Annotated in this window: 23 protein-coding genes, 1 tRNA gene and 1 riboswitch; of the genes, 6 read left to right on the top strand and 18 right to left on the bottom strand. The window is 46.7% G+C overall.

What is annotated here, in order from left to right; translation table 11 throughout:
* Positions 1–93: 93 nt before the first annotated feature.
* The 11 genes from thiL to EP073_RS02335 form a co-directional block, all read right to left on the bottom strand.
* A complete protein-coding gene (gene thiL / locus EP073_RS02385; protein WP_128465571.1) occupies positions 94–957 on the bottom strand; it encodes a thiamine-phosphate kinase in 864 nt (287 codons plus the stop codon).
* Positions 954–1,598 (bottom strand): thiamine phosphate synthase, encoded by a 645-nt coding sequence (gene thiE / locus EP073_RS02380; protein WP_128465570.1) that lies wholly within the window; start codon positions 1,596–1,598, stop codon positions 954–956. The genes thiL and thiE overlap by 4 nt, the downstream gene beginning before the upstream one ends.
* A complete protein-coding gene (gene thiC, locus EP073_RS02375) occupies positions 1,559–2,836 on the bottom strand; it encodes a phosphomethylpyrimidine synthase ThiC (RefSeq protein ID WP_128465569.1) in 1,278 nt (425 codons plus the stop codon). The genes thiE and thiC overlap by 40 nt, the downstream gene beginning before the upstream one ends.
* A gap of 99 nt (positions 2,837–2,935) precedes the next feature.
* Positions 2,936–3,038, bottom strand: a riboswitch (TPP riboswitch).
* Positions 3,039–3,203: 165 nt separating this feature from the next.
* On the bottom strand, positions 3,204–3,515 hold the full coding sequence (locus tag EP073_RS02370; protein ID WP_128465568.1) for a Fic family protein: 312 nt from the start codon (positions 3,513–3,515) through the stop codon (positions 3,204–3,206).
* Positions 3,516–3,728: 213 nt separating this feature from the next.
* Positions 3,729–4,634 carry a DNA adenine methylase gene (locus EP073_RS02365; protein ID WP_206617489.1) on the bottom strand — a complete coding sequence of 302 codons (906 nt, stop codon included), beginning with the start codon at positions 4,632–4,634 and terminating at the stop codon, positions 3,729–3,731.
* A gap of 29 nt (positions 4,635–4,663) precedes the next feature.
* Positions 4,664–5,314 (bottom strand): HAD family hydrolase, encoded by a 651-nt coding sequence (locus EP073_RS02360; RefSeq protein WP_128465566.1) that lies wholly within the window; start codon positions 5,312–5,314, stop codon positions 4,664–4,666.
* A gap of 2 nt (positions 5,315–5,316) precedes the next feature.
* On the bottom strand, positions 5,317–5,589 hold the full coding sequence (locus EP073_RS02355; RefSeq protein WP_128465565.1) for an acylphosphatase: 273 nt from the start codon (positions 5,587–5,589) through the stop codon (positions 5,317–5,319).
* The gene (locus tag EP073_RS02350; RefSeq protein WP_128465564.1) at positions 5,589–7,079 is read right to left on the bottom strand and encodes a M99 family carboxypeptidase catalytic domain-containing protein; all 1,491 of its coding nucleotides are present in this window, start codon (positions 7,077–7,079) and stop codon (positions 5,589–5,591) included. Before EP073_RS02350 ends, EP073_RS02355 begins: the two co-directional genes overlap by 1 nt.
* Complete coding sequence (locus tag EP073_RS02345; protein WP_164885244.1) at positions 7,076–8,347, bottom strand: L,D-transpeptidase family protein; 1,272 nt, start codon at positions 8,345–8,347, stop codon at positions 7,076–7,078. The genes EP073_RS02350 and EP073_RS02345 overlap by 4 nt, the downstream gene beginning before the upstream one ends.
* Positions 8,337–9,671 (bottom strand): RsmB/NOP family class I SAM-dependent RNA methyltransferase, encoded by a 1,335-nt coding sequence (locus tag EP073_RS02340; RefSeq protein ID WP_128465562.1) that lies wholly within the window; start codon positions 9,669–9,671, stop codon positions 8,337–8,339. Before EP073_RS02340 ends, EP073_RS02345 begins: the two co-directional genes overlap by 11 nt.
* A 189-nt stretch (positions 9,672–9,860) precedes the next feature.
* On the bottom strand, positions 9,861–10,985 hold the full coding sequence (locus tag EP073_RS02335; RefSeq protein ID WP_128465561.1) for a DegT/DnrJ/EryC1/StrS family aminotransferase: 1,125 nt from the start codon (positions 10,983–10,985) through the stop codon (positions 9,861–9,863).
* A 205-nt stretch (positions 10,986–11,190) separates the two neighbouring features.
* On the opposite strand from EP073_RS02335, the gene EP073_RS02330 reads away from it, so the two are divergent.
* The 6 genes from EP073_RS02330 (at position 11,191) to EP073_RS02305 (ending at position 15,058) form a co-directional block, all read left to right on the top strand.
* Positions 11,191–11,967 (top strand): thiazole synthase, encoded by a 777-nt coding sequence (locus EP073_RS02330; RefSeq protein ID WP_128465560.1) that lies wholly within the window; start codon positions 11,191–11,193, stop codon positions 11,965–11,967.
* 1 nt (position 11,968) lies between these two features.
* On the top strand, positions 11,969–13,084 hold the full coding sequence (gene thiH / locus EP073_RS02325) for a 2-iminoacetate synthase ThiH (RefSeq protein WP_128465559.1): 1,116 nt from the start codon (positions 11,969–11,971) through the stop codon (positions 13,082–13,084).
* 1 nt (position 13,085) lies between these two features.
* The gene (locus EP073_RS02320) at positions 13,086–13,553 is read left to right on the top strand and encodes a methylated-DNA--[protein]-cysteine S-methyltransferase (protein ID WP_128465558.1); all 468 of its coding nucleotides are present in this window, start codon (positions 13,086–13,088) and stop codon (positions 13,551–13,553) included.
* 44 nt (positions 13,554–13,597) lie between these two features.
* Positions 13,598–14,425: an SIR2 family NAD-dependent protein deacylase gene (locus EP073_RS02315; RefSeq protein ID WP_128465557.1), complete on the top strand. Its 828-nt coding sequence runs from the start codon at positions 13,598–13,600 to the stop codon at positions 14,423–14,425.
* A 10-nt stretch (positions 14,426–14,435) separates the two neighbouring features.
* Positions 14,436–14,912 (top strand): Crp/Fnr family transcriptional regulator, encoded by a 477-nt coding sequence (locus tag EP073_RS02310; RefSeq protein WP_128465556.1) that lies wholly within the window; start codon positions 14,436–14,438, stop codon positions 14,910–14,912.
* Between the two features lie 72 nt (positions 14,913–14,984).
* Positions 14,985–15,058, top strand: a tRNA-Met gene (locus EP073_RS02305).
* An 82-nt stretch (positions 15,059–15,140) separates the two neighbouring features.
* On the opposite strand, the gene EP073_RS02300 is transcribed toward EP073_RS02305, so the two are convergent.
* The 7 genes from EP073_RS02300 to EP073_RS02270 form a co-directional block, all read right to left on the bottom strand.
* Positions 15,141–15,452: a HigA family addiction module antitoxin gene (locus EP073_RS02300; RefSeq protein ID WP_128465555.1), complete on the bottom strand. Its 312-nt coding sequence runs from the start codon at positions 15,450–15,452 to the stop codon at positions 15,141–15,143.
* Positions 15,453–15,464: 12 nt separating this feature from the next.
* Entirely contained in the window at positions 15,465–15,746 is a 282-nt protein-coding gene (locus EP073_RS02295) for a type II toxin-antitoxin system RelE/ParE family toxin (RefSeq protein ID WP_128465554.1), read from the bottom strand.
* Positions 15,747–16,058: 312 nt separating this feature from the next.
* The gene (locus EP073_RS02290) at positions 16,059–16,955 is read right to left on the bottom strand and encodes a DNA-processing protein DprA (RefSeq protein ID WP_206617488.1); all 897 of its coding nucleotides are present in this window, start codon (positions 16,953–16,955) and stop codon (positions 16,059–16,061) included.
* Positions 16,956–17,010: 55 nt separating this feature from the next.
* Positions 17,011–17,634 carry an amidophosphoribosyltransferase gene (locus tag EP073_RS02285; RefSeq protein WP_128465552.1) on the bottom strand — a complete coding sequence of 208 codons (624 nt, stop codon included), beginning with the start codon at positions 17,632–17,634 and terminating at the stop codon, positions 17,011–17,013.
* On the bottom strand, positions 17,627–18,286 hold the full coding sequence (locus tag EP073_RS02280; RefSeq protein WP_128465551.1) for an HAD hydrolase-like protein: 660 nt from the start codon (positions 18,284–18,286) through the stop codon (positions 17,627–17,629). The genes EP073_RS02285 and EP073_RS02280 overlap by 8 nt, the downstream gene beginning before the upstream one ends.
* A 74-nt stretch (positions 18,287–18,360) precedes the next feature.
* On the bottom strand, positions 18,361–18,645 hold the full coding sequence (locus EP073_RS02275) for a hypothetical protein (protein ID WP_128465550.1): 285 nt from the start codon (positions 18,643–18,645) through the stop codon (positions 18,361–18,363).
* A 28-nt stretch (positions 18,646–18,673) separates the two neighbouring features.
* Positions 18,674–19,063, bottom strand: a complete 390-nt coding sequence (locus tag EP073_RS02270; RefSeq protein WP_128465549.1) for a hypothetical protein — start codon at positions 19,061–19,063, stop codon at positions 18,674–18,676.
* Positions 19,064–19,209: the final 146 nt, after the last annotated feature.

The following is a 19,209-nucleotide window of genomic DNA, read 5'->3' as shown; positions in this document are numbered from 1 at the left end:
ATATACATATTTATAAATGGTGAAATCAAAAGTCAAGTTGATGTTTTGAGTTTATTTCAAAACCAAAGATGTATATTGAAATTTCATTATATTCTACCCATGCTCCCACCCTTTTTCTGAAATATCCTCGCCGTCCATGAACACGCCTGCCCCTTTTTTCACCTTGCCTATGCGGTAAACAGGGCGTTTGAGGTCACGGTGGATGAGTTCCTCCATCTCCTTGGCACGGCTTTTGGGCACGGTGAACAGGAGGGCAAATTCCTCACCGGAGCTGACGGCATCAGAGATTCCGTATTCGGGAATAAGTCTTGAATCAAGCTCAATGCGCACTCCGCTTGCTTCGGCTATGTGAGAAGCGTCCCGTCCCAGACCGTCGCTTATATCTATGCAGGAATTAACGCCGAATCCGCCGAGATACTCCCCAAGCTCCGTTTCCGCTTTATAAAGATAGTGTTCGTAAACCCTCTCCCCCGCAAGCTCACGGGCAAGCATAGCCGCAGCTCCGCCCACCGGTCTGGAGAGATACACCTCATCCCCCTCCTTCGCCCCGTTTCTGGTGAGGATATTCTCCGAAGGAGAGCCGATTATGGTGAGGGATGCGAAAAAGTGAGATATTGAAGACGTGGTGTCCCCGCCGATGAGTTTTATGTCATAGTATGAACATGCGTAGCGTACTGCCTCAGTGAGCTTCTCTTTATTCAGGGTAGAGGGCAGGGCGACACCGAGAAGAGCCTTCTCCGCCTGTCCGCCCATCGCCGCTATATCGCTTACGTTTGCTGTGAACAGCCTGAAAATTATATTCTGTAACGGTGCGTATTTAGTAAAGTGAACACCTTCAGCGACAATATCCTTAGCGATCAGCAGACCATCCGTAAGCACGGCGTCATCGCCTATTCCATGGAGACCGTCCGCAGAGCTCAGGTTTTTCAGGCTTTTGATAAAGGCAAATTCCTTCAAAGCTCCTCCGCAAGCTCACGCATAAGTTTGGCATCGCAGTAAGGGTCACCCGAGGCGCAAAGGGCGGAAGAAACCGCCACGCCGGAGAGCCCCATGCCTTTGAGACTTTTTATGTTTGAAGCCTTTATGCCGCCTATGGCTATGGCGGGCAGCGGGCTTCTTTCCGTTATAAGTCTTATCCCCTCCGGTCCGATAACCGGACGGAGATCTTTTTTAGTATCAGTGTTAAACGCCGGACCCACACCGATATATGATGCACCGCCGTTCACCGCCGTTTCCAGATCCAAAAGCGAGTTGCAGGAATAGCCGTAAACCATCTCAGCCCATGTGCTTACCGCCGTTTCAAGGGGAATGTCCTTTATCCCCAGATGCACAGCCTCAGCGCCCAGAGTCAGCGCGACATCTATGCGGTCATTCACCACAAACAGAATATCTCTGCCCTCTATGAGCTCCATAATCCTGTGTCCGCTAATCAGCGTCCGGCGGAGATCAGCCCCCTTGTTGCGGAGCTGGATTGCCGTTACGCCGCCCTCAATCACCGCCGGAATGAACTCATCCAGCGGCATCAGGAGCATATCTTCCTCAAAAACGAGGTAAAGCCTTAAATAGTCGGCAGCTTTTTGTCTATCTTCACTGCGCATAATTTCCCGCACATGGAGCAGGAATCAACGTCCCTGTTCCTTTCAAATTTTTCTCTCGCCTTAACCGGATCAATGGCAAGGGCAAACATCCCCTCCCAGTTAAGCTCTTTTCTGTACTTACTCATAAGTATATTACGTTCCATCGCTCCCGGGTAGCCTTTTGCTATGTCCGCTATGTGTCCGGCTATGCGGGAAGCTATAACTCCCTCACGCACATCGTTTTCATCCGGCAGGCAGAGGTGCTCGGCGGGGGTCACATAGCAGAGGAAATCCGCCCCCGCTGCGCCCGCTATGGCTCCGCCTATGGCTGCGGTTATGTGGTCATAGCCCGGGGCTATGTCCGTGGGCAGAGGACCGAGAATATAAAAAGGAGCGCCGTCGCAGAGGGTTTTCTGCAATGTCATGTTAGCCTCAATCTGGTTAAGGGGCACATGCCCGGGACCCTCGATGATAACCTGAACATTGCGCTCCTTTGCCCTTTTGGCAAGCTCACCGAGAATGATAAGCTCGTCTATCTGGGCTCTGTCGCTGGCATCCGCAATTGCTCCCGGACGGAAGCCGTCACCAAGACTCAGTGTTACGTCATACTTATAGGCTATATCCAGAAGATCTTCATAATATTCGTAAAGCGGGTTTTCTTTACCGTTTCTGCGTATCCAGTTGGCGGTGATTGAGCCGCCCCTGCTGACGATTCCGCATACTCTGTCGGTTCTGTCCATTCTGGCGACTGATTCCTTGGTAACGCCGCAGTGCACAGTGATGTAGTCTATCCCCTGCTCGCACTGCTTTTCTATGCTGCGCAGCAGAACTTCGGGATCCATCATCTCTGTGTTTTTGTCAGCCATGGCAAGCTCGGCGGCAACGGCATAAAGCGGAACAGCGCCCACCATAACGGGGGAAGCCTCAAGTATCGCCCTGCGTACAGCCTCAAGGTCGCCGCCTGTGGAGAGATCCATTACGCTGTCCGTGCCTGCGTCAAGAGCTGCCTTGAGCTTGTCCAGCTCGCAGTCTATGAACGGGCGGTCGCCGGATGTGCCGATGTTGGCGTTTACCTTGGTGCGCAGACCACGCCCTATGCCCATAACATGTGCGAAATCTCTGTTTTTATTTTTGGGAATAACTGCTTTTCCGTCCGCAATGAGGCTCATGAGCTTTTCGGCGTCCATGAATTCGTCTGCGGCTATTTTTTTCATTTCGGGGGTAATGATGCCCTTGCGGGCTGCTTCAAGCTGAGTCATAAAATCACCTGCGTATATTAATATTCATCAATCAGTTTTTTTGAACCATCGATAATATTCCGTCAAGGGATTAATGGGAAAAGAGCTTAAGCGAAAAGACCAAAGAAGATAACCGTTTCCCTACGCCGGCATTATCCGGATCAGGTTACGGGGACTCTCTCAGCCTGCCCTTTTTAACCGGCAAGCACCCCCACGGATGTTGGTTTAACTTACACTCTGATTTGAGCGAATGCAAGGATAAGTGATAGTTTTCTGACAATGGCTTGAAAATATGATATGTTTCCCAAACAAACATATTTTTTAGATATGTCGAAAAAAAAGCCTTTTTTATACATGTCCAGATGATATGTTTGTTCGGCAAACATATCTATTCTGCAAGAAGCTTCAAAAAATCAGTATTGACATAATACAGTTCCCGCCCTTGTTTAAATGAAGCAAGAATTCCGAGCACCTCAAGCTCCTTAAGATACGATGATGCCGTCTGCCTGTTCCCTACTCCTTCATCCTGTAAAAACTTAATTTTACAGTAAGGCTGCCTGAACAGTATTTCGATCAAGTCTTTTGAATATATTTTTGGCGTCTCATTTTTAACCCTTTCAGAAACCTTGCACATCAGTTCTTTAATCAGGAGTATTTTATTCCGTGCATCAAGCGCAGACTTTTCGACAGCGTCGAGCATATAAAGAATCCATGCTTCCCAGCCCTTTCAATTCTGCCAACGCTTTGTTGGCTGTAATCGCTTTTTTCAGAACGTCTTTACTTTCAATATCCGAATCAGGCGGAAGCAGAGGCAAATCATTATAAGGAATATCAGCTTTAAAACCCATCTTGCAAACCTATATTTTTATTATAAACAGCTTAATTGAAAAGTAAGAGGTTAGAAAGCGAAATGTCAGTAATTCGTTATCAGAAGCTCGCTGATTGAGCCCCGTTTGTCCGCGCTGCTGTTTATATTGCGGGCGGCTTTAACCCTGCGGATGCGGAAGCCCCCGTAAAGCTCCTCAAAGAAGCTGTCTGCGGGGTCTGCGTTTTTCGGGTCGGAGTTGCTGAGCATCTGCACGGCGCCTCTGTCTGCGAGTTTTCGGAAGCAGGAAGCGAGACGCACCTGTTCGCCGTCATCGAAGCCGCCTGTGGAATAGGTTGTGAAGCACGCCGTCTTGTTCAGCGGTCTGTAGGGCGGGTCATAGTATACGAAGCTGCCTTTTGAAGCCCCATCAAGAGCCTCGTTAAAATCGGCGCAGGTAATCTCCGCCTCTGTTTCTGTGAGGGCTCTGCTTACTGCGTATATATTTTCCGGATCGATTATGGTGGGGGACTTGTACCTTCCCGCCGGAACGTTGAATTCGCCTTTGCTGTTCACTCTGAAGAGACCGTTAAAGCAGGTTTTGTTCAGAAAAACCGTTGCGGCGGCACGGGTTACGGATTCAAAGCCTGTTCCCGCGTTATACTGCTTTCTTTTATCGTAGTAGTATTCAGCACGCTCTACATCATCCAGAGCAAGATATTCAAAGGACAAAGCCAAGCATGATTCTATGAAGTCTGCGGGTGTGTATTTTATGACTGAATAAAGACCTGCAAGATCTGAATTAAGATCATTGAGGAACGCTTTTTTTATGAGCCCCTTCGCCGCAAGGTGGAGAAAAACCGCGCCGCCGCCTATGAAGGGTTCAAAGTAAACCGTTCTCTTTTTGGGGAAAAACGGTTCAAGCTGAGGAATGAGTTTACTTTTGCCGCCTGCCCATTTTAAAAACGGACGGGGGCGAAACGCATCCTCCCTGATTTGTATCGCCTGTCTCACACTCAATGAAATCTCCGTAAAAAACGTTGTCAACCAAGTATATCGGTCAGCTCCGAAATATCATTAAGCACGAATTTAACATTTTCGTTCATACACTCAGTTTCATTCCCGAAACCGTATGAAGCCCATGCCGCATCCATGCCGCAGTTAAGGGCAAAGCCCGTGTCCTGCACAGCGTCGCCTATCATTAAGCATTCAGACGCCGCCACACCGAAACAGGGCACAATTATTTCCGTAAAAGCCTGTGGATGGGGTTTCTGAAACTGTCCGTCCCTTTCCCCCGCAACAAGCCCGCAGAAGGGCATAAGCCCCGTAATCTCCACAGACTGCACCACCACGGCATGGTTTTTATTGCTGACAACGGCGATTTTGTAACCGGTACAGTGAAGCCTTTCCACAGTCTCAAAGGCGGAAGGAAACAGTCTCGTCATCTCCATCCCCTCTTTGCGGTAGTACTTCCGGTAAATATCAGTTACTTCCCGTGCTGCAGCATCGTCCAGACCGCCGAGATTTGCTATCATCCTCATAAGCGGAATGCCTATGGCTGCCCGCACAGCCTTCTCGGGAGGAGGAATAAGTCCGTAATCCTCAAATGCCGTCTTCATGCAGAACTGAATAGCCGGCTCGGTTGCGGCGAGTGTGCCGTCAAAGTCGAATATCAGAAGTTTATATTTATCCATTCTCAGTGTCTTATCTCAAAGGATGAAAACTCGCCCGTGGGCTTTTCCTCCAAAACGGTCATGTCCGTCACCTCGGAAAAGGGCGAGCCCGCGCGGGCTTTTTTCAGCACCTCAGCAAGCTGAGCGTCCGTGCCCTCGGCGATTATCTCAACACTTCCGTCCGCAATGTTGCGGACATATCCGCCCACGCCGAGAGGAACTATACCGTTGTGCACAAACGCCCTGTAACCGACTCCCTGAACTCTTCCTTTTACACGTATTTCAAGCCGTTTCATTACTCTATCTCTAGCCAGATCCCGCCTATCTCGTTGCGGCTGTTGCCCGCTATCACAGGGTAAGCCTTCCCTTTGCCGTCACGGGAATATTTCAGCATAAAATAGTCTGTCATGCGTATTTTATAACCTCTGTCATCCCCGCTGTTTACCGCTCCGGACGGGACATACCCCTTCACGTTCACAGGCACATCCGGCGAACCGAAATCACCGCCGAGAGCTTCTATAAATTCAATAGTATCGGTCTTTTTCAGTTTGACTGAGCTGCCGGAGGCAACACTTCTTTCAATCCCGTTCACCTTCATAACAAAGACAACATTTGTCTTTGAGGGTACAAGATTTTCCTCGCCGGACGGCGCCGGAACTCTTGGCTGGGGCTTAGCGGGAGAGACGGCTGTTTTTGTCCTGTACGAGAGTCTTATTTCACCCATTTTCTGGTTGTCCTTACGGAAAACTATGCGGGATTCACCCTTGACCTCCACCCTTTTGCCGCAGTCGTTGAGGTCGCCCATGCCGAGAATATCGCAGGATATGCCCCTGTCGTAGTTTGCGTCAACATTCGTTATCTCGATTATATCGCCCCTGTCAGCGTAAAGTGTTTTTCCGTTTTCGACAGTGACGACTTCGTCATTAACTCTGATCACGGCATAATTAAGCTGAGGGGCTTTCAGAAAAATCCTAGGATGTTCGGGAACTATATCGTAATATTTCATAAACTCATTCACAACATAGTTGTGGTAAAGCACCTTAAGCTCAACTGACGGAAGGTTTTTTGAGGACTCCACGCCGAAGGACGGAAGGCAGAAATGCTTCAGGGCATAGTAAGTGGCAGTTTTCCGCATGTCGGTGAACTTCGTCAGCGGATCTTCGGTTTTGGTGTTGAAGTAGTGCATAAAGTACTGCTCCTCGCCTATGCTTCTGTTTACCGCCTCCAGAACCTTTTTAGCAGGAGTTTTCAGATCAAGCATACTCCCGTCGTCGCAGGTGAATACATCAGCGTCGGTGATGATCGACTGTCCGAATCTGGCAGGATTGCGCCATTGATCAATATATTTCGGATTGTGGTATCCCCAGCCGTCATGCAGATTGAGGAACACATCGGATTCCTCCATGAGGCTGATGATAACCTCCACTACCTTGTCCATCTCCATAACGCCCAGATCCTTTGTAAAGCGGCGGTTCATATCCGCTTCGGTTTCACGGTCAAAAAGGATTACGGACTTGAAGTTCGCTCTGGGAACAACAATGAGATTGCCTTTTTCAAGACGCATTTCCGCATAAAGATCCGCCGAAAGAAACCCTCCCGGTTCGTCCCCCTGAATACCGCCTATGATCAGCATGGTTTTGCCGTCCTGCCTGCCGTATATCCTGTAAACGTCAAGCTCGTACTCCGTGCCCTTAAAGTACACCTCGTTTTTGATGTAGGGACGTGTCTGAGCAAACGACATAGCGGCAGCAAACAGCAGAATAAAAAGCGTCAGAGTTTTTTTCATTTAGCTCTCCAGAGTTCGCTCCTGATTTTGTAGTCCCCGGGGCATCCCTCAAGCTCAAGGGTTTTGATCCCCGTGTCACTGTAGGAGTCTCCGATGAAGTGCTGAATGAAGCTCACTCTAACCCTTTTCGGGGATACTTGCGAAATTTTTATATTGTCTATATTTATTTTAATTGTTGAGTATTTCTGAAACTTATCCGTCTTGTCAGCCTTCCAGCTTTCATAGCTGAACCCGTCTGAGGAGAAGGAGGAAGAGTAAGCCGCCATGTATTTTCCGATGTCCATACTCTCCCATGATATTTTCCACTCTTCAAGAAACTCTGCCACTCTGGCGCGCACCACAGGCTCATAGGATTCGGAGAAAAACTCCTCGGCAATGATCTTCAGCTCATCCACTTCTTTTTTCAGGTAGAGCTTTTTATTCCCGTATGCCAGAAGATTGTCAGCGCAGTAAAGCTGGTTGAAGTCGTAAAGAAACTCGTCTCCGTTCTCCTTAAAGGCTCTCACGGAAGATATTTCTATACTTCGCTCAGGGTAAAGTCCCATGAGGACTTTTTTCTTCCTGAGATACTGAGCGTAGTTCTCGCCGGAACCGCTCCTGAATTGTATATGATAATTTGAGGCGAAGCTGTCATAGTCAAGCCCTTCCCACGATGCCACAAGACCGTCCAGCTTCTCTTTCAGGAATGCCTTTTCCGACTCATAATTGTGAAGCTGCTCGAAGTTCACCTTTCTCGCTATCACAACGGGAACGCCTCTTTTGAGATATTGCTTATATTTATCAAGAACATCATTTTCAAGAGCCACACAGCCTCTTGTGGTCTGTTCCTTTCTGTCCACTCTTTTGCCGTGAATCCAGATTCCGCTGCCGGTCTTACCGCTGATGCGGTCAAAGAAGTTGGGGTAGCTCAGCGGGAAGGCTCCGGTGCCGTAGTCGTCCGCAGTGCTGCCGTAAGCCTTTCGGAGCTGCTCGGGGGAGAGGAAGCCTGTAATGTAATAGACGCCTTCCGGGGTTTTCATATCGCCGGAGACTTTTTTATCTCCTCCGCCGCCGCCCACAAGGACAGAGGTTTTTGCTATTATCTCGGGTCTGTCGTCCTTCATTTCGACTATGTACAGAATGCTGGTACTTTTATCCACCACTACGGCAACGAAGGGTTCGCTTTTATAAGCAAAAACATTGCCCGAAAGCTGCTGCTGCGCCTGAGCGCTGAATGCGGCAAAAACCACCGCCAATAAGATGAAGAGTGCTGAAAGTTTAGAACTCAATGTTTTTTCCATACAAAAAATACCTGTCCAGCTTGTTTTTAAATTTACCGTCAACGGTTTTCACTGTTCCCACGGGAATTTCCCCGTAGTAAAGAACCGGAGTATGATAGTCGGACGTCTTATCCGTGTCAAATCCTTTTAAATAACGCAATGCCCCTTCCATGCCTGTTTCGGCGCGGTATTCCTCTTTGAGGCTGCCGCCCAGCTCCCATGCGCTCTGGGCGCTGAGTTCGGGGGCGCGCTTCCATAGGCGGATGCCGCTCTTGCTTAGATGCGGTCTCGCCTCAAGCACGCAGCCCGTCTCTATGTATGCGGTACTTGACCCCTGAGAAACGGAAAGGTTTGCGGGCAGCTCATAAAAAAGCGAATCAAGCTGTTTATCCCTCTTCACCTTCACCGCGCAGCCGTCCGCTCTGTCACCTTTACGTCTCAGAGCGGCTATGAAAAAGCCGTCATAGGGGAGCTTATGGGGCATAACCCTGAGCACTTTTTCATCCACAACGACATTGCCGCTGATGCCGAACGTGTTTTCCCCCTCGGAGATGTCCAGAAGCTCCGCTTCGTCATTATCCGCAAGAAATGAGCCTATCACGCCTTCGTTCTCTTCCGCTGAAAAAGTGCATGTGGAATAGACCAGCACCCCGCCCTTCTTAAGGCATTTGAAAGCGGATTCCAGTATCTCCCGCTGAAGCTTCGCCATGCGTTCCACAAGGGCAGGCTCCCATGAGGAGTTCACTGTTTCGTTGCGGAAAATTTTATTTTCGTTGCTGCACGGAGCATCCAGAAGTATGCCGTCGAAGGCTTCCTCCAGATGCCTGTGGAGCACCCGCCCGTCAAAGGAGACAGTCTTGGCGCTCCAGCATCCGTATTTTTCAAGGTTAAATTCCAGTGACCTCAGCCTTTTTGACGAAGGCTCGTTTGCTACAACCACACCGCTGTTTTTAAGCATATCACACAATGCCACCGTTTTGCCCCCCGGGGCGGCGGAAACATCCATAACGGCGGGGTTTTCAGGCAGAAACCTGCACAGAACATCCGGCGGAAAAACTGACGAAGGATTCTGGATATAAAAACCGCCTGTCTGGAAAGAGACGGTCGAAGTGAGCTTCTCCGCCCCTCCAAGCACCTTGTAAACTGCGGGGAAACGCCTGTCATTCTCAAGAATTATGCCGTGTTCCGCTATTTCAGGCAGGTAGTTTATGCCCCGCTTGGTGTTCATGCGTACATGTTTAGAGGGCAGCCGTTCAAGGGAAGCGAAAAACGCCTCGGAATCTGTGCCAAAAATTCTGCTGAAATGCTCTATGAATGCGCGGTTTTTTTCCATCCGGAAAGTAAAGCCTGAAAAAGGATCGCAGTCAATAAAAATCAAATTCCTGTGCTTTTTAAAAAGTACGGGGAAACTTTTAATTTCAAAAGACTGTATGAGAAAAATTCAGTTTTTGGGGAAGAATCAGAGAAACCCTTTTTTTTCGATGTAAAAAAGGGTTTCTCTGTTATCTGAAAGCTTAAAATATTATTTAAAAAACTCCGCAACGGCATTCGTCACAGTATCTGTATCTTCCTGCGTTTTGTATGCGCACATGGGCAGGCTCATGATGTGAGCGGCTATTTTTTCGGAGACGGGGAGCGCTCCTTTCTTCACGCCGAGGTCGGCGAAAACCTCCTGCATGTGCAGGGGTATGGGGTAATGAACCGCAGTGGGCACGCCTTTTGCGTTGAGGTGAGCGGCGAGTGCGTCCCTGTTTTCAACCACTATGGAGTACTGAGCCCACACAGAGCGGTTGAAGTCCGTGACTGCGGGTGTTTTCACACCTTTTATTTTGGAAAGTTTCTCGGTGTAAATAGCGGCGATTCTGTCACGCCCGTCTATCTCCTTATCAACAAAAAGGTCGAACTTGCCGAGAAGCACAGCCGCCTGAACACTGTCCAGCCTGCCGTTGATGCCGACTATTTTGTGGCGGTATCTTTCGTTCTGTCCGTGGTTTCTGATCCAGCCCATTTTCTCCGCGAGAGTGTCGCAGTTTGTAAAGACCATGCCGCCGTCGCCGTAGCAGCCAAGGGGCTTGGAGGGGAAGAAGGATGTGGCGGCTATATCACCGAAGGCGCATGCCCTTTTGCCTCTCTGAACGGCGCCGAAGCTCTGCGCGGCGTCCTCAATGAGGAAGAGGTCGAGCCCGCTGTCGGCAATGACTTTTTCTATAGCCTCGTAATCGGGCATCTGACCGTAAAGGTCAACGGCGATAACGCCTTTTATCTTAGCCTTGTCGACGGGTGGGGTTTTCAGCATTTCCGCAAGCTTTGCCGGATCAAGGTTGTATGTGGTTTCTTCTATATCAACAAAAAGAGGCACAGCGCCCAGAAGGGCTATCATCTCGGCGGTTGCTATGAATGTGAAAGGGGTGGTGATAACGTAATCACCGGGCTTCACATCGTAAGCCATGAGCCCCATGAGCAGGGCATCCGTGCCGGATGAAACAGCAAGGGCGTGTTTAACCCCGCAGAATTCGGCGCATTTTTTCTCAAGTTCCGTTATTTCGGGACCGAAAATGTATCTTCCGTGCTCAAAAACGGCTAGAACACGGCGGTCAATGTCTTCTTTTACTAATGAATACTGGCTTTTAAGATTGCAAAAATCCATCTGGAAATCCTCGCGGGTTTATTGTTCGTCTTGTATCTGACAAAATTTACGCAACTAAGTTTACGCCGATTTTATTTTTTCGCAAGGGTATTCGGGGGCAGGCTCAGGCGAATCGGGGACAATATTTATCTATCAATATATTGTTGACATTTAATCCACGGCTATTACTATTGAAATACATTCAATACTCAGGCGGTAAAAGAGCATGTTCTCAAAAAATCTTGTTATAGACGGAAGAACCTTCAGAAGCAGACTCATGGTCGGCACAGGCAAGTTCGCCGGAAGCGATGTCATGGCGAAAGCTGCCGAAGCCAGCGGAGCGGAGATAGTTACTGTCGCCCTGCGCAGAGTTGACGTGAATAACCCTCAGGATGATATACTCAGCCACATAGATACATCAAAATACCTCCTCCTCCCCAACACATCCGGCGCCAGAGACGCCGAGGAAGCGGTAAGGCTGGCGAGAATCGCCCGTGCCGCAGGCTGCGAGCCGTGGATCAAGCTTGAGGTGACACCGGATCCGTACTACCTTCTGCCCGATCCCATTGAAACCTTCAAGGCGGCACAGATACTTGTGAAGGAAGGCTTCAAGGTTCTGCCGTATATTAATGCCGATCCCGTTCTCTGCAAACGCCTTGAGGAGATAGGCACGGTTACAGTCATGCCTCTCGGTGCGCCTATAGGCAGCAACAAGGGAATCAGAACCGCAGACAACCTGCGCATAATAATAGAGCAGGCTAATGTTCCCGTGGTTGTGGACGCAGGAATAGGCGCTCCCAGTCATGCGGCTCTCGCCATAGAGATGGGGGCGGACGCCGTTCTCGTAAACACAGCCATAGCCACAGCGGGAGACCCCGTGAAAATGGCGACGGCGTTTAAGCTGGCGGTTGACGCCGCTGTGCTGGCAAGGGATGCAGGAATGCCCTCACAGAAGGATAAGGCGGAAGCGTCAAGCCCGCTCACAGGATTTTTAAGAGATTAAGATGACATTCACACAGATACATAAAGAATACGACTGGAACGAGATCAAAAGCTTCATCCATTCAAGGACGGCAGATGACGTTGCCGCCGTGCTGAACAAGGAGACAATAACCGAGACGGACTTCGCCGTCCTCCTCTCCCCCGCCGCGGAAAAATTTCTGGAGCCGATGGCAAGGGAGGCGAGCAGCATCACATTGCGGAGATTCGGCAGAACCATCAAGATATACGCACCGATCTACACATCCAACGAATGTACAAACTCCTGTGTTTACTGCGGGTTCAACAGACATAACGAAATCCCCAGAGTCACCCTGACCGATGCGGAGATACTCGCCGAGGCAAAAACCATAGCGGATATGGGGATTCAGCATCTCCTTCTGGTTACGGGAGAATCGCCGAAAGTCGTAAGCGTTTCCGACCTTGCCAGAACCTGCGACATGCTGCGGGATATGTTCAGCTCACTCTCCATAGAGGTTTTCCCTATGAGCACAGGTGAATACACGGCTCTGCGCAGCTCCGGCGCCGACGGACTGACCATATATCAGGAAACCTACAACAGGGAAACCTACGCAAGAGTGCATCCGGCGGGCAGAAAGCGTAACTTTGAATGGCGCCTTGAAACACCGGACAGAGGAGCGGAAGCAGGGTACCGTACGGTGGGGATCGGCGCTCTGATGGGACTTGAGGATTTCCGCACTGAGGAATTTTTCGTCGGCATCCACGCGCGCTATCTTATGAAGCAGTACTGGAAGACCCACGTTACCGTGTCATTCCCCCGAATACGCTTTGCAGCGGGCAACTTTACGCCCTATGAGCTTATAAAAGACAAAAACCTCGTTCAGTCCATGCTCGCCTTACGGCTTTTCCTCCATGACGCCGGGCTTGTTATCTCCACACGTGAGCCCGCCGGGATGAGGGAGCATCTTCTCCCTCTCGGTGTTACTCAGATGAGCGCAGGCTCAAAAACCGAACCCGGCGGCTATAACAAGGAGCACGACGGCAAGCAGTTCAAAGTAGAAGACGACAGAACCGTTGCGGAATTCTGCGCAATGCTCCGCTCCAAGGGCTATGACCCCGTCATGAAGGACTGGGACAAAAACTTCCTCGTGAGGTCTTAATATGTACATGGTTCACCTGACAAACAAGCACATATGCGATGTTTTCCCCGTGTTTGACGATACTGACAGGCTCACGGAGGTCTGCCTTATCCGCCCTGAGGAGTTCGACATTAAACCCGTTAAGAAGGAACACGAAGAGATCTGCGCCTATCTGGAATCATACCCCGACGGGGAATGCCCTCTGAAATTTGATGAGCTTGTCTTTGAAGGCAGAAGCGATTTTCACAAAACGGTTTATAAAAACCTTTTCAACCTTCCCAAAGGTGAAGTGATCACCTACGGCAGGCTCGCCGAAGTCAGCGGAAGCAAAAAAGCCGCAAGAGCAGTGGGCACGGCAATGGGAACAAACCCCTATCCGCTTATCGTTCCCTGCCACAGGGTTGTGCGGTCGGATTCTCTGGGAAACTATTCCAGCGGAGTACATAAAAAAGTAAAACTTCTCGAAGCGGAAGGAGCTCACTGGAAATAACGGGAATTTTTTGGTAAAATTACCAGAAAAACGGCGGTGCTTCCATGAACAAAGCAGTGGACATCATATGCGGCTCCCGAAGCTGCCTCTTTCTGACAAGCGCAGGAATGAGCGCCGAATCGGGCATTCCGACTTTCAGGGACAAAGAAGGCTACTGGCGGAACTTTCCCGCCTACAAAAACCTTAACCTTGAGGCTGTGGAGCTTGCCAACCCCAGAAGCTTCAAGACCCGCCCCGCCCATGCGTGGGCTTTTTACGAGTGGCGCAGGCGCAATGCCCGCGAAAACAAGCCCCACGAAGGTTACTCCGTAATAAACTCCCTCATTGACAACCACTTTGAAAACTCTTTCATACACACCACCAACACTGACGGCTTCCATATGATCTCAGGCACATCCGCCGACCATGTTTACGAAATCCACGGCAGCATCTGGCGGCTCCAGTGTATGGCGGGGCTGGGGTGCAGTTATACGTATGAGGAAAATGACGATGTTCCCCTCTGCGGACTGGACTGCGAGAGTATGACCGCCTCAAACCTGCCCGTATGCCCCAAATGCGGCGGGCTTCTGCGCCCGAATGTACTGATGTTCGGCGATTTTGACTATGTGGAGCATGCCTATCAGTACAACAACTTCCGTGACTTCCTTGAGCGGGCGGGCATACCCGATGTTACCCTGCTCATAGGTTCCAGCGGCAGTGTGCCCACAAACGATTACCTCGCTCTGCGCCTTCAGGCATCGGGCAGCCGGATAATCACAATAAACCCCGACGAATCGTCCCTGAAGGTCTGCAAGCCCGACGTATTCATACAGACAGGCGCCAAAGAAGCACTGGCGGCGATAGCAGACGGACTGGGAATAAAATATCATTGAAGGTGCGAAATTGAAAACAAGTGCAGCGATACTGAAAAAGAATCCCAAATTCGCCGATTTTTCGGAAGCGGAGATGGAGGAGTTTTTAAGCTATTTCACAAAGGAATCGTATAACGCAGGAAGACTTATCCTCAAGGAAGGGGACAAGGGTGACAGATTCTGCATCATAGCCGAAGGCGAGGTAGGCATATCTAAAGACGTGAATGATCAGACGTGCATTTTTCTCAACAATCTCAAAGCCGGGGATTTTTTCGGGGAAATGGCTATCCTTACCGGTTACCCCCGCTCGGCAAACGCGACCGCGTCCACAATGGTGGCAATCCTTTCCATCACGGCTGACAGACTCACGGAGATGAAGACGGCACATCCTGTTATTTTCAGTAAGTTTGTGTGGATAATGGCAAAAACAGTATCAGAAAGAATGTTCAAGCTGGAGGAGAGGCTTTCAGGGATTCTCAACGCCTCACTTTCGGAAAATTTCCTTTAAAAATTTACTGACAAAACCAAAATTACGTTGACTAAGAAGAGAAAATAGTTTAATAAATCAATCCCGATATAAGGCGGTATAGCTCAGATGGTTAGAGCATGCGGCTCATATCCGCAGTGTCCGGGGTTCAATTCCCTGTACCGCCATTAATATGGGTTCTAAAGGCTTCTTTGAGAGATCAGAGAAGCCTTTTTTATTTGGTGTTGTCTTTTTTCAGGTGTATGGGTGTCAGGCGGATAAGGTCTGAATATGGCTTACATCAGTGGTTTGCTCAGCCTTCCACAGATCATAAGCCTGCTGCATATTCAGCCAGCTCTGCGGTGTGGTTCCGAAAAATTTACTCAGTTTCAGAGCTATTTCAGGGCTTATGCCTCTGCGTTTATTGCATATCTGGTTAATAGTCCTGAAAGATACACCAAGGGAAACAGCCAGACTGCTCTGCGTGAGCCCATGAGTTTCTTCAATGATTTCAGAAAGATATTCTCCCGGATGCTCGGGCTGGTGTTCCGTCTTTCTGTATATATCTCTCCGAATAGCCATAATATCCTCCTTTCAGTGGTAATCGACTATTTCAACATCAAAGGCATCACTCTCTTCAAACCAGAAGATTATACGCCATTGCATATTGATGCTGATACTCCAAAACCCTTCTAAACAGCCAAAAAACTTATGCGGTCTCTGGCTTGGCGGCAGCCGGAGAAAATCTGTCGTGTCGGCGGCATTTATCCTGTCCAGTATTTTTGCGGCTCTGGACAAAATATCTGACGGCAGCTTCTTGCTTTTCCCGTCATAAAATACATTCTCAGTTTCTTTATCGCCGAAAGACTTGATCATTTAATGAATTATAACCTACATGGTTATAAGTCAATGTTTTTAAAAACAAATAAATGCTATTGATTTATCATTTAATTTTACAGGCAGTTTTTTATGTAAAATCACGCAACACATATAACACCTATTTGAATGTATTAAAGTAATTTACTTAAATTCAATTACCTGTACCGCCATTAACACGGGTTCTGAAGGCTTCTTTGAGAAATCAGAGAAGCCTTTTTGAACCTAAATAACATAATGATATTTAGGTTCACTTAGACCACCCCAGTTAAACGTTACCATTTATAAAATTTCTCAGATAGGTGAAAGAAATTATAAAAAATCAGTGATGCTCAGCGGTTTATATATTACACGATGAGTCTTCTCAATTATGATTTTTAATGATGTCGTAAGATTTTCGGAATTTATAACTATAACGTTACTATCTTCGTTTATTATTTGCCTGTTGAGATCATATTTAGGATCGTTGCCATTGGTTTGAAAGTTGTATAAAACAGCTCTTGGAATTGAATAATTCAAGGCATACTTCATTGCCAATCGAGAACCGCTATCGTTTCCTTGATCATTCTTTGCATAGCTTGCTGACAAAATAATTCCATCACTAAATAAGGCTTGCAATCTATCCCTATCTTGATATCTACTGGCTAACTCCTGTTTGGATTTAGCTTTTTCATAGTATTCAGTCACTAATAAACCATTTTTACTTATTATTTCTTTAGCCAAGACTTTGTTTGATGCAGGCAAAATATCATCTAATGAACTTGGTAGAATTGCAATTGTTGTCCCATTAGAGTCTATTGCTTGCTTGTGGGCAATAGAATCGCAGCCTAGTGCTAGCCCGCTAACTATCGTTATTTTATGTTTTATTAATTCTGAAACAATTTTTTTTTCAATATCTTCAATATTACTGTCGGGGGTTAACAAACCGATAACAGCAATATTTTTATTACTCTTATTTAATAAACTTAGATCTCCACGATAAAATAGCACCACTGGTTGTTCACTCTGTTTGACATTGCCTCTATGTGAAGGGAAGTTGTCATCACCAATAGCGACAACGCCATCAATATGGTTCTTTAATCTCATAATTTTATTAACCATAAGTTGTCTTGTTGTATAGAAATCTTCAACGGTAATAGTTTCTTTTAAATGCTGGTTCAACAAATCAACGATTGTATTTATAGACTCATTTCCTTTCATGTTTTTCATTATCCATGCTCTACCGACACCCCTGTAAGATTTCACAGATAAAACATTTATTGCATTATCCGAATAGTTCATTTGTTTTGCCTACTGAATAAAAAAATACATTTGATGCTCCATGAACAAACAATGCTTGAATAGCATCTTCATCTATGTTTACATTTTTAGTGTATATATCATCAATTAATAAAATATTTTTACCTTTTACGCAGGGTGCAATGTGACAAGTATCACGTGAAATTCCTGGATATGGAGATGAACCGTCATTATCATAATTTGGTATATCTTTATAGAAGTGTGTTGTTCTTGTGTTTTTATATCTAACGATATAATCTGTACCATCTTCAAAACCTATTAACCCACTTATCACACTTCTGACAGTTGATTTAAAAAGCAACTGGTCTGCTTCGTAAGCAGACTCTGACTTAGCCCTAGGCACAACACATACTGTTAGCATTTTAAGCTTCAATTCAAGTAGCAGTTTGGGCAAGTCCTCCTTCAAAACATTTCTTAAATTCTCACTAGCCTTATTTAGTTTTGCACTGTGTTCCTTATTATAAGTATTTTTTAATACATTAAGGTAATCAGGGTTCCCTGGATTACCCATGCGCACATAATTAATATGGTAAAAGGCTCTAATATTTTTACTCAGGTATTTATTAGACGAAATTGTAAATTCATTCATTACTGACTCCAACACATAGTATTTGACATCGAGGAATTCCTACAGCAACAGCTGCTTCAATTTCTGTTTTATCGTTTTCAAACGCAAATACGCACTTTGCTGGAATTCTAAGTAAGTCCAGCGCATTCTTATACTTACTAATATTCCCAAGAGGTTCTTGCCTAAATATTTTATGATAGAAAAAATTGCTAAGTCCGTGATAATCCAGTGTTATTATAGCTCTTTCTGCATGACAATTAGTTATTAAGACCGTTTTGTTCGTCTCACTATATTGTTTCAGTATCTTTACAATAGAATCATTTATTTTTGTCATTGAGAGATTTTTTTTATAAAAAGAGTTTTTTTGTTTAACCACTTTCTCATATGTTTTATCAGTAATATTTGGTATTATCTTTTTAACTATTTCACGAGTAAATCGTACATTGGGGTTGTAATCAACATTTATTCCCAATACTTGTTTAATAGCTTCTGAATATGATAAAAAATTGGCGTAATCGGTATCAACCAATGTTCCATCCAAGTCAAAAAATAAGAAATGAGTATCTGTTATTTTCATAAATTTAAAATTATCGCCCACCTGTCTATTATAATAATATTTTGCCCCAATAGCTCGATAGATGTAATCATGCAGTTCTTTGTTAATTTTATACATTATATTGTTCCCTTATTTGATAAAATCAAATACTTTGCCTGTGTGATGTCCTGCCGTCTACACTATTACGGATTTCAATACTCTGTATCCAGATCAGAGCAATGGTAACAAAGATCCTCACCGAGTATGACATTACCTCCCATATCTTCGCAAGTCGATCTTGCAGCACCATCAGCGGCAACACGACCGAGCATGAGAACGGCAAAAACCTGACCTCCCGAATACTCTATTCTTCCTATTTTTGTGCACCCTCTCAAGTCTGTAACAGTTTGTGCTTTGAGGACTGCCCTGTTTTTTGATGCAAGACACCCCGTAGTGGTTAAAGCAAGCAACATAACCGCAATCAATTTAAGCTTCATATAAATCTCCTTCTATTTTGTCAGCAGGTTACTCGATTTCGCTGCACGTCCCTTTCATTGTGCCTGTTGCGCCGTCATTAGTGTTTTTCCAAGTTCCGGTTATTGAGTAACTATCTTCATTAAATGCTACTTTCCCTATATGGAGATTTGTCTGCCAAATGTAAACACCGCCATTGTAGTCTATTGTTCCCTGAAAAGTTCTTGCACCAAGATTCTTTGTATTAGTTGAAACAGCGATAGTTTCTGTTTCATAGAAATAGTCCAGCTCAAAACTGCCGCTGTCAACACCAGCGATAGTCCCGCTGCATTCAAGATTACTGAGAGGAAATTCGTCACCCTGCAGTTCTCCCCCGCCATTGCTCCCGCCGCAAGCAGACAAAATAAATATTACTGCCAATATTGCTAAAAAATTTTTCATGTTTAACCCCTTAAATTTAATAAATTAATAATTGTCTTTAGACTTGAACAGGCTGGCAATCAGACTTAAAACGCCGCCTGTGATACCAAGTGCTGCCATAACAAGCAAAACTGCCCCATAAAGCGCAAAAGGCAAAATTGCTAATA

The sequence above is a fragment of the Geovibrio thiophilus genome (assembly GCF_004087915.1).
Lineage (GTDB): Bacteria > Chrysiogenota > Deferribacteres > Deferribacterales > Geovibrionaceae > Geovibrio > Geovibrio thiophilus.
Note: the sequence above shows the minus strand (reverse complement) of the source record. Positions and strands in the feature narration are given on the sequence as shown.